The sequence below is a fragment of the Blastococcus saxobsidens genome (assembly GCF_002938435.1).
In the GTDB taxonomy this organism is placed as follows: Bacteria; Actinomycetota; Actinomycetes; order Mycobacteriales; family Geodermatophilaceae; genus Blastococcus; species Blastococcus saxobsidens.
Map to the genome: position 1 here is coordinate 14,149 of NZ_POQT01000045.1, position 15,376 is coordinate 29,524.

General features: G+C 72.1%; 10 protein-coding genes. 8 read left to right on the forward strand and 2 right to left on the reverse strand.

The genetic code is table 11. The features are described from left to right. Positions 1–4 precede the first annotated feature (4 nt). From C5507_RS22520 to C5507_RS19940, 7 genes are all read left to right on the forward strand, one after another. A complete protein-coding gene (locus tag C5507_RS22520) occupies positions 5–2,356 on the forward strand; it encodes a hypothetical protein (protein ID WP_158657660.1) in 2,352 nt (783 codons plus the stop codon). Next, complete coding sequence (locus tag C5507_RS22525) at positions 2,353–2,799, forward strand: GtrA family protein (RefSeq protein ID WP_158657661.1); 447 nt, start codon at positions 2,353–2,355, stop codon at positions 2,797–2,799. Before C5507_RS22520 ends, C5507_RS22525 begins: the two co-directional genes overlap by 4 nt. Next, a complete protein-coding gene (locus C5507_RS19920; RefSeq protein WP_104530241.1) occupies positions 2,800–3,441 on the forward strand; it encodes an HAD family hydrolase in 642 nt (213 codons plus the stop codon). It begins immediately after the preceding gene. Continuing rightward, on the forward strand, positions 3,441–5,666 hold the full coding sequence (locus C5507_RS19925) for a lysylphosphatidylglycerol synthase domain-containing protein (RefSeq protein WP_104530242.1): 2,226 nt from the start codon (positions 3,441–3,443) through the stop codon (positions 5,664–5,666). The genes C5507_RS19920 and C5507_RS19925 overlap by 1 nt, the downstream gene beginning before the upstream one ends. After that, positions 5,663–6,430 (forward strand): glycosyltransferase family 2 protein, encoded by a 768-nt coding sequence (locus C5507_RS19930; protein ID WP_158657662.1) that lies wholly within the window; start codon positions 5,663–5,665, stop codon positions 6,428–6,430. Before C5507_RS19925 ends, C5507_RS19930 begins: the two co-directional genes overlap by 4 nt. Then, positions 6,430–7,170, forward strand: a complete 741-nt coding sequence (locus C5507_RS19935; RefSeq protein ID WP_130504255.1) for a glycosyltransferase family 2 protein — start codon at positions 6,430–6,432, stop codon at positions 7,168–7,170. Before C5507_RS19930 ends, C5507_RS19935 begins: the two co-directional genes overlap by 1 nt. A gap of 256 nt (positions 7,171–7,426) precedes the next feature. Further along, positions 7,427–9,814: a DUF2339 domain-containing protein gene (locus tag C5507_RS19940; protein WP_104530245.1), complete on the forward strand. Its 2,388-nt coding sequence runs from the start codon at positions 7,427–7,429 to the stop codon at positions 9,812–9,814. Between the two features lie 675 nt (positions 9,815–10,489). On the opposite strand, the gene C5507_RS22530 is transcribed toward C5507_RS19940, so the two are convergent. Next, a complete protein-coding gene (locus tag C5507_RS22530; protein ID WP_158657663.1) occupies positions 10,490–10,657 on the reverse strand; it encodes a hypothetical protein in 168 nt (55 codons plus the stop codon). A 43-nt stretch (positions 10,658–10,700) separates the two neighbouring features. Beyond that, on the reverse strand, positions 10,701–12,125 hold the full coding sequence (locus C5507_RS19945) for an LCP family protein (protein ID WP_242611154.1): 1,425 nt from the start codon (positions 12,123–12,125) through the stop codon (positions 10,701–10,703). A gap of 490 nt (positions 12,126–12,615) precedes the next feature. On the opposite strand from C5507_RS19945, the gene C5507_RS19950 reads away from it, so the two are divergent. Beyond that, a partial coding sequence (locus C5507_RS19950) for an N-acetylmuramoyl-L-alanine amidase (protein ID WP_249027836.1) occupies positions 12,616–15,376 on the forward strand: 2,761 nt, incomplete at its 3' end.

Sequence of the window (15,376 nt, forward strand, 5' to 3'; positions counted from 1 at the left end):
GGACGTGACCGCACACACCCAGCAACTGGGCCGTCCGGCCCTCCCCCCGGTCCCGGCACCGGTGTCGGCTGCCCGTGCCGCAGGGGTGGTCGCCGGGCACCGGCTCTCCGGGCGGGGCGCGTCTCTCGGCACCTACGCCGCCTATCTCGTGCTGCAGATGCTCCAGCTGTTCGTGCTGAGCAGGTTGGCCCCTCGCTTCTTCTGGCTCGATGATTCCCAGGGCCAGTTCGGGCCCATGCTGTGGTGGCTGGGGCAGCAGCTCGAGGGTGGCAGACCGCCGATCATGGCCCCCGAGCTCGGGATGGCCGGCAACCTGGCGGCGGACATGCAGTACGGCGCCCTCGACCCGCTGCACTGGGGCCTGATGGCGCTGTCCCGTCTCACCGACGACTTCCTCGTGATGTCGTGGGGGTTCGCCGCGCTCTGCGTCGTCCTGCTCGGCACCGGTGTCCTCACCGTGCTCCGCCACTACGGGGTGGGCGACTGGCTGGCCATCGCCGGGTCGCTGGGCGTGGCGTCCAGCGGCTTCCTCCTCTGGTACGGCGGCTCCTGGTGGCCGCTCATGTGGAGCGTGGCCTGGCTGCCCTGGTTCTGGTGGGGCCTCGCAGCACCGCGCCGGAGCGCCCCCCTGGTGCTCGGCGTGGCGACCTGGGCGCTGCTCGCCTCCGGCAACCCCTACGTCCTCTTCTTCGCGCTCGCCCTCGTCGGCGGCCAGGTCTTCGAGCAGATCCGCGACGCCGGCAGTTGGCGCGTGCTCCTCCAGCCCCTCGGAGTCGCCCGTACCGGTGCGGCCGTGGGCGGCCTCCTGCTCGCGCTGCCCACTCTCCTGGCGACGGTCGAGACGTCCCCGTACATGTCGCGGTTGGACCCCGACCCCCTGGTCGGGAACGCGGCGTTCGGCGTGACGAACCTGGCCGACGTGCTGCTCGGTGGTCCGACCCTGCTGGGGCAGACCAACTCCTTCGGCGGAACGCTGCCGCTGGTGCCGGCGATGTACACGATGGTCGTCGCCGTGGCGGCGGCCGCCTTCGTGGACTGGCGTCGGGCGCTGCGTGCGCCGGGCGTCGTGACAGCGGGTGTGGTGTACGCGCTCGCGGTGGTCTTCACCCAGCTGCCGACCGTCGTGGCGATGTTCCGCTACCCGTTCCGCTACCTGGTGGTCGTGCAGATCATGCTCCCGCTGCTGGTCCTCATCGGGCTGCGGGCCGCGCCGCGCTTCAGCAGGGGCCGGTTGGCGGCGGCGGGCGGACTGGTGCTCGCCCAGACCCTGCTGGCCGTGTTCCGGGCCCCGGTGTTCCTCAGCTGGCACGTGCTCGCCGGAGCGCTCACCGCCCTCGCCGTGGCCGGCCTGGTCGTGGCTCTGCGCCCAGGGGAGGCCATCGATCGCCGGCGCACGTGGCCGGCCGCCGCCGTGGTCGTCGCGATCAGCTGGAGCGCGGTCTTCCTCGGGGAGCAGATGATGGTCTCCCTCCAGGAGCGGAAGAACGCGCTCGACGGGGCCGCCGCTGACGCCGACGTCCCCCTCCGGAACCTGCCGGCCGGACGGGAACTCGGCACGACGGTCCCGGCCTACCAGGAGCGTTCCCTCAGGACCGGTACCTCGGCGACCGTGATCGACTACGGCTTCGACGGCGACATGGGCTGGTCCGACGGGGTGCTCCGCAGCAACGGCAACCTCGTGGCGGACTTCCTCACCGGCACCGGCTCCTACGCGGTCTGGCACGCCGCCCTGAACGAGCGCTGGTGCCGGACCTACGAGGGCGCCACGTGCCAGGACCCGGCCGAGCTCCTGAGCCCGGCCGGCGACACGGGCACCTCCTGGCTGGAGCTGCTGAGCGAGGACACCGTCCTGCTCGATCGGGAAGCGCCCGAGGCCCTGACCGACCACTTCGCCAGGGAGTGGACCGTGGCCGAGGAGAGCAACGCGTACGTCGAGTACCGCCGCGAGGACGACCTGCCCGGGCGCATCACAGCCGCCTCCGGCGTGACCGTGGCGGCGGCCGACGAGGCGAGGGTGGTCCGCGGCGACGAGCCCCTGGGCGCCTACACGGTCTCCACCGGGGCGGACGGCGGGTGGCTGGCCTTCCGGCTCCCTTACTGGCCGGGCCTGACGGCCACGCTGGACGGCGAGCAGGTGGCGGTGGGCGCCGTGGAGGACGCGGTGCTGCGGATCGAGCTGCCCGCCGGCGTGGCGGCCGGGACGCTGGAGGTCTCCTACGCCCCGCTCGGGGAACGGCTCCTGCTGCCGGCCACCGGTGTCGGAGCGCTGCTCGTCGTCGTGGCGTGGGGCTGGGCCGTGGTCGCCGGTCGGCGCGGTGCGGACGTGCCCGCGGCTGCACGGCGGGACGAGTGGTGAGCCCGCGTCCTGCCCGGCTCCTCCGCCAGCTCGGGCACTTCCTCCTGGGTTCGGGCCTGGGGCTGGCGGTCGACCTCGGGCTCTTCTACCTCGCTGTGCGTCTCGGCGCGCAGCCGTGGCTGGCCAACCTCCTCAGCGCCGGCTGCGCGGTCGTCGTCGTCTACCTCTTCGTGACCAAGTACGCGTTCGTCGGCGGGCGGTCGCGCTCGTCCTTCCTGCTGTTCGTCGGCTGGTACGTCACCTCCATCGTGATCTTCTCGGTGCTGATCGACGTCCTCCACGCGCAGACCGGCTGGGCGCCGTTCATCTGTAAGTTGGTGTCGCTGCCTCCGTCCTTCGCGGCCAACTTCGCGGCCAGCAAACTGCTGTTCGGGCGCGCTGAGGGGGACGGGGCGGCGCCGGCAACGCGGCCGGCTCCCGCGCGGGACGGCGCAGGAACCTGAATGGAGCAGCAGTGCACCGCCCCGGCCGAGGGGCCCGGGATCACCGATGAAGTGGGGGAGCGGTTCTCGATGGCAGCACCAGGCGGGTCGGTGCAGGCCCTGCTCTTCGACCTGGACGGGACCCTGGTGGACACCCGTGAGGCCAACTACCTGGCCTATCGCGATGCGTTCGCCGAGTCCGGGCACGAGCTGACCATCGAGCAGTTCGCGACGACCTGGGGGCGGGATTCCCGCGACTTCATCCCCGACCTGTTGCCGGGCATCGGCTCATCGGGCGTGGACGTGATCCGCGCGGCGAAGAGCCGGCTGTACGCCGAGCAGCTGCACCGGACGACGGCGAACGAGGCGCTCATCGCCTTCCTGCGGCTGGTGGCGCCCTCCCACCGGACCGCTCTGGTCAGCACGGCCAAGTCGGGCAACGGCCGGCAGATCCTGGCGGCGCACGGGCTCACGGAGCTGTTCGACGTCGTCGTCTGGGGCGACGAGGTCGTCCGCAGCAAGCCAGACCCCGAGGGCTACCTGCGAGCGCTGGAGCTCCTCGGGGCCGACGCCCGCGCGAGCCTGGCGTTCGAGGACTCCGAGACGGGGCGGCAGGCAGCCCTCGCCGCAGGGCTGCTGGTGCTCGAGGTGCCGCACTTCTGATGACTCGCCCCCGCTACTCGCGCGGCCGACTGGCGCTCATCGCCGTTGCGCTGCTCTCGCTCGCCGGTTTCGTCCTCCTCACGTGGTCGACGCTCGCGGACCTGTGGTCCCTGCTCTCCTCGGGCCTGTCCGGTGGAGGCTGGGCGCTTCTGGGCGTCGCCGGCCTGGTCCAGCTGGGTGGGCACGTGCTGCGCGCCGCGCGGACCAAGGTGCCGATCGACAACGTGCGCCGGGGCAGCCTGGCCGGCCAGTTCCGGCACCTCTCGATCGGCTACCTGTTCAACCTGGTGTGGCCGCTGCGGGTCGGGGAGATCGTCCGGTCCTGGCTGATAGCGAAGACGCTGCGGATCAGCTTCCTCTACACACTGCTCGCCGTGGTCCTCGAGCGGCTGATCGACGTCGTGCTCGTGTCGGTGGCCTTCCTGGTCCTGATCGCCGTCGTCGGCGGGCCCGTCACCGGCATCGTGCCCGCTGCCGCGGTCGTGGCGCTGGTCGTCTCCCTGGTCCTCATCGGCTCGTTCGCGGCGCTGGTCCGGGAGAACGCCACCCTGATGCGGTTGGCCTGGCGGATGACCGCCTGGCTCAACACCGACCTGGAGAACCGGGCCCGGTTCAAGGTCTGGTCGGTGATCTTCGGCTTCCAGCGCTTCCTCCAGCAGCGTCGCCAGCTGGGTCGCTACGGCCTGCTGACGCTGGCCTCCTGGGCCTGCTACGTCGCCGCGGCGGCGCTGGTCGTCGGTACCGTGTTCCCGGCGCTGGCCGGCCGCGACGGTGTGCTCGCGACCGCGGCACCGGCCGGTGTCGTCAGCCCCAGCGTCGGGAACGGGGCTCCCGGGGCCTTCGTCGACGGCATCCGTGCATTCGTGGTGGGCAGCACCAGCCTCGACGGCTCGACCGTGCTGCTGTTCGCCGCCGCCTCGTGGGTGATGGTCAACGTGCCGGTGATCGTCGTCGCGGTCGTCGCCCTGTTCGTGAACTGGGCCAAGCGCACCAGCCATTCCGTAGCGGGCGTCGCGCCCGCCTTCGACGACCGCTACATGAACAAGCTGGGCCGCGACCAGGACATCTCCGGCTCGATGACGCACTTCCTGGACGCCTATTTCCAGCGCCAGCACCTCAGCACCGTCATGCACCGCCTCGAGGTCAACGGCAACGTCAGCCTGGTCCGGTTCTTCAAGGGCGGCTCGAACGCCGTGACGTTGCTGGCCACGAACGGCTCGGGGGAGCTCTTCGTGAAGAAGATGGTGCCCACGGAGTACGCCCACCGGCTGAAGAACCAGCACGACTGGCTGGCCGAGCGTGCCGACCACCACCAGCTGGTCACCGTGCTGCGCGAGGAGCACGCCCCGGACCACTACTCCATCGATCTGGAGTACCGGCCGAGCAGCGTGCCGCTGTTCGAGTACGTGCACGAGAACCCGCTGGCCGAGGGCCGCGCCAAGTTGGCCGAGGTCTGGGACTACATGTACTCGCGGGTGTACCGCCTGGGCGGGCTGGAGCACCGGCCGGAGCTGCGCGACGACTACGTCACCGAGCGGTTCGTGCTGCGGGTCCGCGCCGCCGCGGAGTCGCACCCGGCGCTGGCCCAGGCGCTGAAGGCCGAGCGGATCGTGGTCAACGGGACCGAGCTGGACAACTTCGACCGCATCCTCGCCCGCATCCAGGCCAACCCCGCCGCGTGGGAGGACCTCGCCACCTTCCGCTCGTCGTCGAACATCCACGGCGACCTGACGGTGGACAACATCCTGGTGGACCTCCCCACTCGTGATGTGCTGGTCATCGACCCCTCCGACGACAACCAGATCCGCGGGCCGATCATCGACTTCGCGCGGCACATGCAGTCGCTGCTGTACGGATACGAGTTCCTCAACGACGACGACGACCCGGTCGTGCTGGACGCTTCGGACGACGGCATCCCGGAGCTCACGTACCGCGATGCCCGCTCGGCCCGGTACGCGGAGCTCGCCGACTTCGTCTCCACCGAGGTGATGCCCCGCCGGCTCGCCCCGGCCGAACAGCGTGCGGTGCTCTTCCACGTCGGGCTCTTCTACGGGCGCATGCTCACCCACCGGGTGGCGATCAATTCCGGCACGGTGCTGAAGTACTACGGGGTGTGCATCCAGGCCTTGAACCGTTTCCTGGAGCAGTACGACCTGCTGGTGCACGCACGGGACGACGAAGAGCTCGGCGCCCAGCCGAGCAACGAGGAGGTTCTCACCCGGTGAACGCGGTCATCGCCATCCCGGCCTACAACTGCGCGCCCCAGATCGGCCGGGTGCTGGACGAGATCACCGACACGGTGTCCGCGCGGGTGACCGAGATCTGGGTCATCGACAACCGCAGCACCGACGACACCCTCGAGCGGGCCCTGGAGTACAAGCGCTCCGGTCGGCTGCCCAACCTGCGGGTCTTCCGCAACCGGCAGAACAACAGCCTGGGCGGCACGCACAAGGTGGCCTTCGAGCACGCGCGGGCCGCCGGCCACACGCACGTCGTCATCCTGCACGGCGACAACCAGGCGAAGAGCGACGAGGTCGAGCTGCTGCTCGACCACGCGCAGGCCCATCCCGAGACGCAGACGGTGCTGGGCTCGCGGTTCAGCCGGCGCTCACGGCTGCACGGGTACGACGCCAAGCGCGTGTGGGGCAACCGCGTCCTCAACACCGTCTACAGCGTGGTCGCCCTGCGGCCGCTGCAGGACCTCGGGTCGGGGCTCAACCTGTTCGCGCTGCGCGACCTGGACCCGGCCACGTACATGCGCTTCGCCAACCACCTGACGTTCAACTACGAGCTGATCCTCGACCTGGTGCGGCGGAAGGTGCGGTTCGCGTACGTGCCGATCACCTGGCGCGAGGAGGACCAGGTCTCCAACGCCCGGAACTGGAACATCTTCCGGACGGCGCTGCGCAACCTGGCGCTGTGGCGGCTGGGCCGGCAGACCTCCGCACCGGCCGCGGACCGTGACTACGAGTGGGACGAGGTGCAGTGATGGCGACCCTGCAGGTGCTCATGCCGATGGGTGGGCTCGGGACCCGGTTCCGCAAGGTCGGCATCAGCACGCCCAAGCCGCTGATCGAGGTCGGGGGCATCCCGATGTTCCAGCGGGCGCTGCGCTCGTTCGGCCCGTGGCAGGGGGAGAAGACCGTCACCGTCGTCGTCCGCGAGGACAACGACCGCGAGTACGGCCTGGCCGGCCAGGTCGTCGGGGCCGAGCCCGCGGCGCGGATCGTGCTGCTGGACCACGACACGCGGGGCGCGGTGGAGACCTGCCTGCAGGCGCGGGACCACCTCGACCCGGACCAGCCGCTGGTGATCATGGACTGCGACATCGCGTTCGACAGCCCCGAGTACTTCCGGGTCCTGGAGGCCGCGGTGGCCGACCGCGACGTCGACGGGCTCCTGCTGTCGTTCCACTCCACCGAGCCGCGCTACAGCTTCGCGGAGGTGGGGGAGGACGGCACCGTGGCCCGCACGGCGGAAAAGCAGGCGATCTCCACCGACGCCCTCATGGGCGTGTACTCCTTCACCTCGGCGCGGGTCTTCCTCGACGCCGCCGACCGGCTGATGGAACGCCAGATCGGCGCCGCCATGCCCGAGTACTACGTCTCGCTGGTGTTCAACGAGCTCATCGACGCCGGACGTCGGGTCGGTCTGGTGCGCGGGGACTTCTACTGCTTCGGGACGCCGGAGGAGCTGGCCGCCTTCGAGGCGACGGGCCGCCCCGTCTGACCTCCGCGCGGCCCCGCGACGGCACGGAGGCCACCTGGCCGCGCCGGGTGCCCGTCGCTGCTGTGATCGCTGACACCCGCATGCCACACCCGCCACCCGAGTACCTCGCGTTCCGGATTCGACGCGTTCCGTGACGACATGTCGTTACCGTCGTCCTCGGTCGTGCGTGGTGCCACTCGCGCGTCCGTAGCTGCGCAGCCCCTGGGCCTGCGCTTCCGGGGGGCACGGGGCCCCGTGGCGCCGATGCGGAGTGCTGATGAACCTGACCACCGAGCCCGACACCGGCGCGAGGCACCCGGCCGCGCCCACCGTGGGCGGCCGCGTGCCGCACCCCCGCGGGCTCGGCGGGCGCACCCTGCGCCCGCTTCCGCTCGTCTCGCGGCGGTCGTGGCAGCGCCGCCGGCCCGCGCTGCGGGCGTTCGGCGCCTACCTCGGCGTGCAGGTGGCGCTGCTGGCCGTCCTGCGCGTCCTGGTGCCGCGCTTCTTCTGGATCGACGACGCGCAGATCCAGTTCACGCCCATGTCCTGGTGGCTCGGGCGGCGGATGGCCGAGGGGTCGCTGCCCCTGCTCGACCCGGACCAGGGGATGGCCGGCAACCTGACCGCCGACATGCAGTACGGCGTGCTCGACGTCATCCGGTGGCCCTTCCTGCTGTGGGCCGGCGCCCAGGACGACCTGCAGCACGTCGCCACGGTCCACGCCTGGCTGGCGGTTCTCGCGCTCGGTGCCTCGACCGTCGGCGTGCTGCTGGCTCACCGGGTGCGCCCCGTCCTCGCGGTGGCCACCGCGCTGGGGGCCGCGACGAGCGGCTTCCTCCTGTGGTGGGGCAGCGCCTGGGCGCCGCTCATGTGGAGCGTCGCGGCCCTGGTGTGGTTGTGGGCAGGGCTGTCGTCCCGGCGCTGGTACGGGCTCGTCGGTGTGGGCCTCGCCACCGCGGCCGTCGTCTGCTCGGGCAACCCCTACATACTCCCGCTCGTGCCGGTCCTGGTCGGGTTCCACGGCTACGAGCGGTGGCGGGCCTCTGGCCGTGCCGTGCTCCGGGACCGGTGGACGGCGGCGACGGTCGTCGCGCTGGGCGCCGGCGCGGCCCTGAGCGTGCCGACCCTCGTCAACGCACTGGACGTGGCGCAGTGGATGTGGCGCCCCAGCGGGCCGGATGTCATCGGCTCCGCCGGTGGCGGCGTCAACCTGCTCGACATGGTTGTGGGCGGCACCACCACCCTCGGCGGCGGGAGCGTGCCGACCCTGAGCACCGCGGTCATCGCGCTGCCGCTGCTTGCGATGGTCGACTGGCGCCGGGCGGTGCGAGGTCGTGGCGTGCCGACGGCGGGCGCGCTCTGGGTCGTCTCCCTGCTCCTGGTGCAGATGCCCACGTTCCTGCTCGGCTTTCGCATGCCCTGGCGACTGCTCGCGGTCGTCCAGGTATCCGTCGCGCTCCTGGCGGTGCTCGCCTTCACCGCCGCGATGCGGCTCGACCGACGCCGCTTCGTCCTGGCCGGCGGCCTCCTGCTGCTGCAGTTCCTGGTGGCGATGATGCGCGCGCCGCTGCTCTGGAAGTGGCACGCGCTGGCCGCCGTGCTGGCCGCCGCTGCGCTGGTTGCGGTGGTCCTGCTCGTGCGACCGGAGGCGGTGACCGCCGCGGCCGCACGGCGGGGCTGGGCGATCCGCCCGGCGCTGCAGCGCCGGATCCGCCCGGTGGCCGCAGTGGCGGTCGTCCTGGCCTGCGCCGCACCGCTGGTCGTGCAGCTCGGGATGGGAGCTGCCATCCAGGAGCGCCAGATGGCGTTCGTCCCCGGAACGCTCGACGTGCCGGTGTACCGGCCGAACACGACGGGCTACGACGTCGGCACGACGATCGACGAGTTCCGCGACAACGCCTGGGCCACGGACACCTCCGTGACCGTCTACTCCTTCGGCGTGCTGGGCGACCCCGACGACCGCGGCTGGACCAGCGGGGTGCTCGGCGGCAACGCGAACCTGCCCGCCGACCTCCGGGTCGGGTACGGGTCGCTCGCGGTCTGGCAGCGCGGCGTGCAGGAGCACGTGAAGCTCGACTACCAGAGCGGACTGCGCTTCGACCAGCCCGGGATCATGGCGGCCCCGGAGGGGGCCGACGTGCCCTGGGTGGACCTGCTGTCCGGCAACCGGGTGCTCCTCGGGGGGCTCGGTCAGGTGCCGCAGGAGGTCGCCCAGTACTTCCGGCAGAACTGGGACCTCGTCGGGGTGCGTGACGGCTGGCGCGAGTACGTGCGGAACGAGCCGCTCCCGGGGCGGATCAGTGCGATCTCGGGAGACGACGTCGTCGTCACCGACGCCGCGCCGAACGACGGCGTGGCCCGCCTCGGGGAGCCCGTGGAGGCCTACACCGTCTCGACCGGGGACGAGGGTGGCGAGCTGATCTTCCGCACCCCGTACTGGAACGGCTTCCGCGCCACGTTGGACGGGCGCCCCGTGCCGGTCTCTGCCTTCGCGGGCTCCGTCCTCCGGATCGAATTGCCGGCCGGAGTCTCCTCGGGCGAGCTCGAGGTCTCGTTCCAGCCCATCGGCGCCCGGCTGCTGCCGGTCGCCGTGGGCGTCGCCGCGGCGCTGCTCCTGCTGGCGGTCCTCGTGGGCCGCGCCCGGCGCCCGGACGCCCGGGACTGACGGGGGCGCGGCCGGCCAGGAGCCGCCGCAGTGCCTTCCGGGGTGCGCCGAACGGCGGCCCGGGGCGGAGACGTCGACGGTCGACGCCGACGGGGCCCGTCGACAGGTGCTCTGGACGTCGGTGCCCCCGGGGCGTGGTCCGCACCGCGGGGCCGCCCAGCGCTGGCGTCCGCTCCGCGGAGGCCAGGCCGGACTCCCGCGCAGCCGCAGTGGCCGGTGACCCGGTAGAGGCCGCGTCCTCGGAGTCGGCGACCAGGGTGGCGCAGTCCTCGAGCCGCGGGCTCACGGCTCCGGGTGGTCCATGCGGAGCCACTCGAGACCGGCTCGCTGCCCGGGTGCACACGACCAGCGCCACGGGCACGTGCACCGCGAGCACGCGGGATGTCGAGATCCACGCCACCGCCAGCCCCCACAGCAGCTGCCCGTGGCGGCGCACCCGCTCCAGCAGGCCCGCGCGCGGGCCACCGGTGCGCCAGGGGTGCGGGTCGCCGGGAGCAGCCAGGCGAAGCTCGGGGGCGCCGACCCCCAGCCACGGCAGAACGAATCAGCCGGCACGCCGGAGAGCCACACCGCGACTCCCGCGGTAGCCAGGCCGAGAACGGCAGACAGGACCAGGCGGGTGACCGTGCGCGACCTGCAGCAGCGCCACGGTGACCAGGTCGGCGCGCACTGCCGTCAGCGCGCCGACCGCCGACGGGACGCGGACGTGAGCCCGTAGCCGATGGCCCCGGCCGGCTCCGCGAGGGGGCGGGCCAGGCCCCCGAGCGCCGCCAGGACGCCGAACACCCCGAGCGGAAGGGCCGGCGGGGACGCGACGCCCGACCTCCGTGCGGTCGTGGTCATGTCGCTTCCTCCAGGCGCCGCCATCGGGGAGCGGCGGTACGCCTCAGTAGATGCAGGTGGTGTCGGCCGCGGTGCGGGCGTCCGCGCCCTCGACCGGCTCGACCGGGGGAGCGGGCGTGACCGCCTGCCCGACACCGTTGAAGTCGCTGCCCAGCAAGAGCTGCAGCGTGCCGACGGCGGGGTCGTCGCTCTCCTTGAGGACCGCGCCGGGGATGGCCCCGGCGAGGGTGTGGGCGAGCGCTTCGTCCCCGGCGGCGTAGCGGATCTCGGTCTGCGCGTGGTCCATCGATGCGGCGTTGCCCGTCGTGCCGACGGGGAAACCGGCGGTGGTGAGGGCGCTCGCCGCCTTGGCCGCCAGGCCGGAGGTGCCCGAGCCGTTGTAGACCTCGACCGGCACCGTGGCCGGGTCGACCGTCGCCGGGGGCTCGGTCGTGGCCGGGGCCTCCTCGGCGGGCTCCGCCGACAGGTCGGCGAAGAACGCCCTCAGGGTGTCCTCGTCCTCGAGTCGGATGATCGAGCGGTTCTGGGCGTCCCGGTCGGTGCCCACGTAGGGGATGGTCTGGAACTCGATGGCCCCGGCGGTGACCGACTGCATCTGCTGGGCCAGCTCCAGGAGCACCAGGTCCTTGTCGACGGTCAAGGACTCCGAGGCAGCCTTCACCAGCTCCCGCTGCTTCCCGAGGTCGAGCAGGACCTCCTCGGAGAGCATCTTGCGAAGCACGCCGGCCATGAACACCTGCTGCCGGACGATGCGATCGAAGTCGCCGCGGGGGAGCCCGTGCCGCTGCCGGACGAACTTCAGCGCGTCGGCGCCGCTGATCGTCTGGGGGCCGGCGTCGAGAACGGCGCCGGAGTAGTACGAGTCGTCGACCGCCTGGCACAGGTTGACCTCGACGCCGCCGACGACAGTGCTCAGGTTGAAGAAGCCGAGCAGGTCCACCTCGGCGTAGTGGTCGATCTGCAGGCCGGTCAGGCGGCTGATGGTCTGGACCAGCAGCTGGGCGCCGGCCGCCTGGCGCTCCGGCTCGGACGCCGTCCCGGCGGCCTCCTGGTAACCGTAGGCGTAGGCGGCGTTGAGCTTGTCCATGCCGTAGCCGGGGATGTCCACGTAGGAGTCGCGCGGGAACGAGACGAATGACGCGCGGGACCCGTCGGCCGGCACGTGCACGAGGATGACCGTGTCGGTGTTGATACCGGAATCGGTACCGGCATTGAGCTCGGCGAGCTGGGCCTCGGTGAGCGCGCTGCGGCTGTCGTTCCCGACCAGCAGGAGGTTCATGGCCTCGCTCGCGTTACCGCTGCCGTCGTTGCCGGCGGTCGGGATGGCGTCGGTGCGGTTGACGGTCGCCTCGGCGACCCGGCCGAGGTACCAGCCCCATCCTGTACCGGCGAGGAGCGCGGCCGAGACGACCCCGGCGACGACCCGCACCGCAACCGCCGCGCGGCGCGAGCGCCCATCGCGAGGCACCGACGCCTGCTCGCGCCGCTCGGACGCGGCGGAGTGCGTGCGGGCCGGCCGGCCCGCACGGGGGTCGAGGCGCGGGGGCAACGGACGCCCCGCCGGGGCCGGCTCGTTCCCGTCTCGGTTCACGTTGTCCTCACATCGGTGTTGTGCGCGCTGGTCCGGGAGCGGACGACGGACGTCGACGGTCAGGCCGGACGGTGGTGACGCTGCGTGCATCGACCGTGACGAGAGTAGCCACGCGACCCGGCTCCGAAAGGCCTCCGACACGGAGCGAGCAGCACGTCCCGACTCACTGAAAGAAACATTCCGTCACGGACATGGCCAGTGACCGCAGCCGTCACATCTTCCCCAACGGGCGTGTCACCGGTGGTGCCGGTTGTGAGGCGTGGAATCTTCGGTCGACTCAAGAGGTCGGCGTTCCTGACGATCCATATGGAAACGCGCTCCCCGCCGGGCGGGTGAGTGCTGCCGACCGCGAAAGGAACCTCTTCTCGTGCGCCGACTCCTCGTAGCCCTGGCCGTCTCCGCAGGACTGACCGGAGTGATCATCGTCCTGCCGGTCTTCGGATCCGCCGGTCCGGAGCCGGTGCCGGTCACGACCTTCTCCCAGGAGCTGGCGATGGGGTCGTCGTCGGCCCCCGCGCCTGGTGCCGAGCTCCGTGCAGCGACCACGGTTCCCGTGGCGGGAGTACCCGAGAGCAGCCCTGTGCTGGCCCTGACCCGGTCCGACACGCGGAACTTCTCGCTGGTCGGTGTCACCTGGGCCTACGACCCGGCCGTCACGGACACCCTCGTCCAGATTCGCGTCCGGGACGAGCAGGGTGCCTGGGGGACCTGGACCGAGATGGCGAGCGAGGACGTCGGCCAGCCGGGGGCCCGTGACGGCGCCGGGATGCCCCGGGGCGGGACGGCGCCGCTGTGGACGGGGCCCAGCACCGGTGTCCAGGCGGAGCTGGTGACCCGGAGCGGTGCTCAGCCCACCGACGTCCGGCTGGACCTGGTGGATCCGGGCGCCAGCCCGGCGGACGCGGCGCTCGGCCCGGCCGACATCCAGGACACCGCGGACGCCGCCATGGCCATGCCGCACGTCTACTCGCGGGCCCAGTGGGGTGCCGACGAGGGCATCCGCACCTGGGATCCCTCGTACGCGTCCACGATCAAAGCGGCCACGGTGCACCACACCGCCGACTCCAACGACTACACGGCCGACCAGGTGCCGGCGATCATGCGGTCGATCTACCGCTACCACACGGTGAGCCGGGGCTGGGGCGACATCGGCTACAACGTCATCGTCGACAAGTTCGGCCGCCTCTGGGAGGGGCGCTACGGCGGTCTGGCGAGCACCGTCGTCGGCGCCCACGCCGGCGGGTTCAACACCGGCACGTTCGGCGTCTCCATGCTCGGGAACTACGACACCGCCGAGACCCCCCAAGCCACGGTGGACTCGGTCGCGGCGATCATCGCCTGGAAGTTCGCCCTCTACGGCGTGGACCCGCGCGGCAGCACTACCCTGGTCTCCGGGGGCGGGGGGACGTCGCGGTACGCCAAGGGAACCTCGGTCACCCTGCCGACGGTCTTCGGGCACCGCGACGTCGGCAGCACCAGCTGCCCGGGCCGCTACGGCTACGCCCGGATGGGCGAGATCCGCGACAAGGTCAGCGCGACGCTCGGGACCGTCGTTCCGCTGATCCAGCAGCGGTACCAGTCCGATGCCGGGGCGCGCGACGTCCTCGGGTCGATGACGGACTCCCCCACCCGTACGCCGGACGGCGTCGGCGCCTACGCGCACTACGACCGCGGCTCCATCTACGCCTCGAACCGCACCGCCGCGCACGTCCTGCGCGGCCCGATCCGTGATCGGTGGGCTGCGGCGGGCTGGGAGCGGGGTGCGTTGGGGTATCCGGTGGGGGACCCCTCGTGCGGGTTGCGTGATGGTGGGTGTTTCCAGCATTTCCAGGGTGGGTCGATCTACTGGTCGCCTGCGACGGGTGCGCGGGTGCTGTCGGTGGAGGTCCGGGACCGGTGGGGTGCTGCGGGCTGGGAGAACGGTGCGCTGGGGTATCCGGTCAGTGATGTGGGGTCGCTGAAGGAGGGTGGGCGGTTCGTCCACTTCCAGGGCGGCTCGATCTACTGGTCGCCGGGTACGGGTGCGCGGATCGTGTCGGGGGTCGTTCGGGACCGGTGGGCTGCTTCGGGCTGGGAGAACGGTCCGCTGGGCTATCCGGTCGGCGATGTGACGCGGTTGGCCGATGGTGGGATGTTCGCGCACTTCCAGCGGGGGTCGGTGTACTGGTCGTCGGGCACGGGGGCGCGGTTGATGCTGTCGCCGGTGCGGGACCGGTGGGGGTCGGCGGGCTGGGAGAACGGTGCGCTGGGTTATCCGGTGACCGATCAGGTGGCGACCCCGGGTGGTGCCGGGCAGGTGGTGCAGTTCCAGCGGGGCTGGATCTACTGGTCGGCCGACGGTGGAGCGCGGGTCGTGGGCGGGGCGGTGCGTGATGCCTGGCTGGCCGCCGGTGGTGACGCCGGTGACCTCGGCATGCCGATCGCGGATGCGGGCAGAACTGCTGATGGCGTCGCGGAGTTCGGCCGGTTCTCCGGTGGGGCGGTCTACCTGCACCCGGATCTGGGAACGCGGGTGGTGCCCGGCCCGGTGGTCACGGCGTGGGATTCCGCCGGTGGCATCGGTGGTCCGTTGGGTTATCCGGTCGCGGATGCGGTCGCGACCTCTGCCGGTGTGGTGATGGCCTTCCAGGGTGGGGAGGTGTACGCGGCCTCGGGGACCGGGCACGCCCTGCACGGTGCCGTGCGCGACCGGTACAACGCGGCCGGTGGGCCAGAAGGCGAGCTGGGTTATCCGACGACCGGGGTGCGGGCGCTGTCCGATGGCGGCACGTTCGCCCACTTCCAGAACGGCTCGATCTACTGGACGCAGGCCACCGGGGCGCGGATCGTGTCCGGACCGGTGCGTGACCGGTGGGCTGCGGCGGGCTGGCAGACCGGTGTGCTCGGCTATCCGACCGGTGAGGTGCGCGAGCTGGCCGACGGGGGCACGGTCACCGCGTTCCAGGGCGGCTCGGTCTACTGGAGCCAGGCCACCGGTGCTCGGCTGGTGTCGGGTGCGGTGCTGGACCGGTTCTCCGCGGCCGGTGGGCCCGGGGGTTCGCTGGGCTATCCCACCACCGATGTGACGGCGCTGGCCGGGGGTGGGCGGTTCGCCCACTTCCAGGGCGGCTCGGTCTACTGGACGCAGG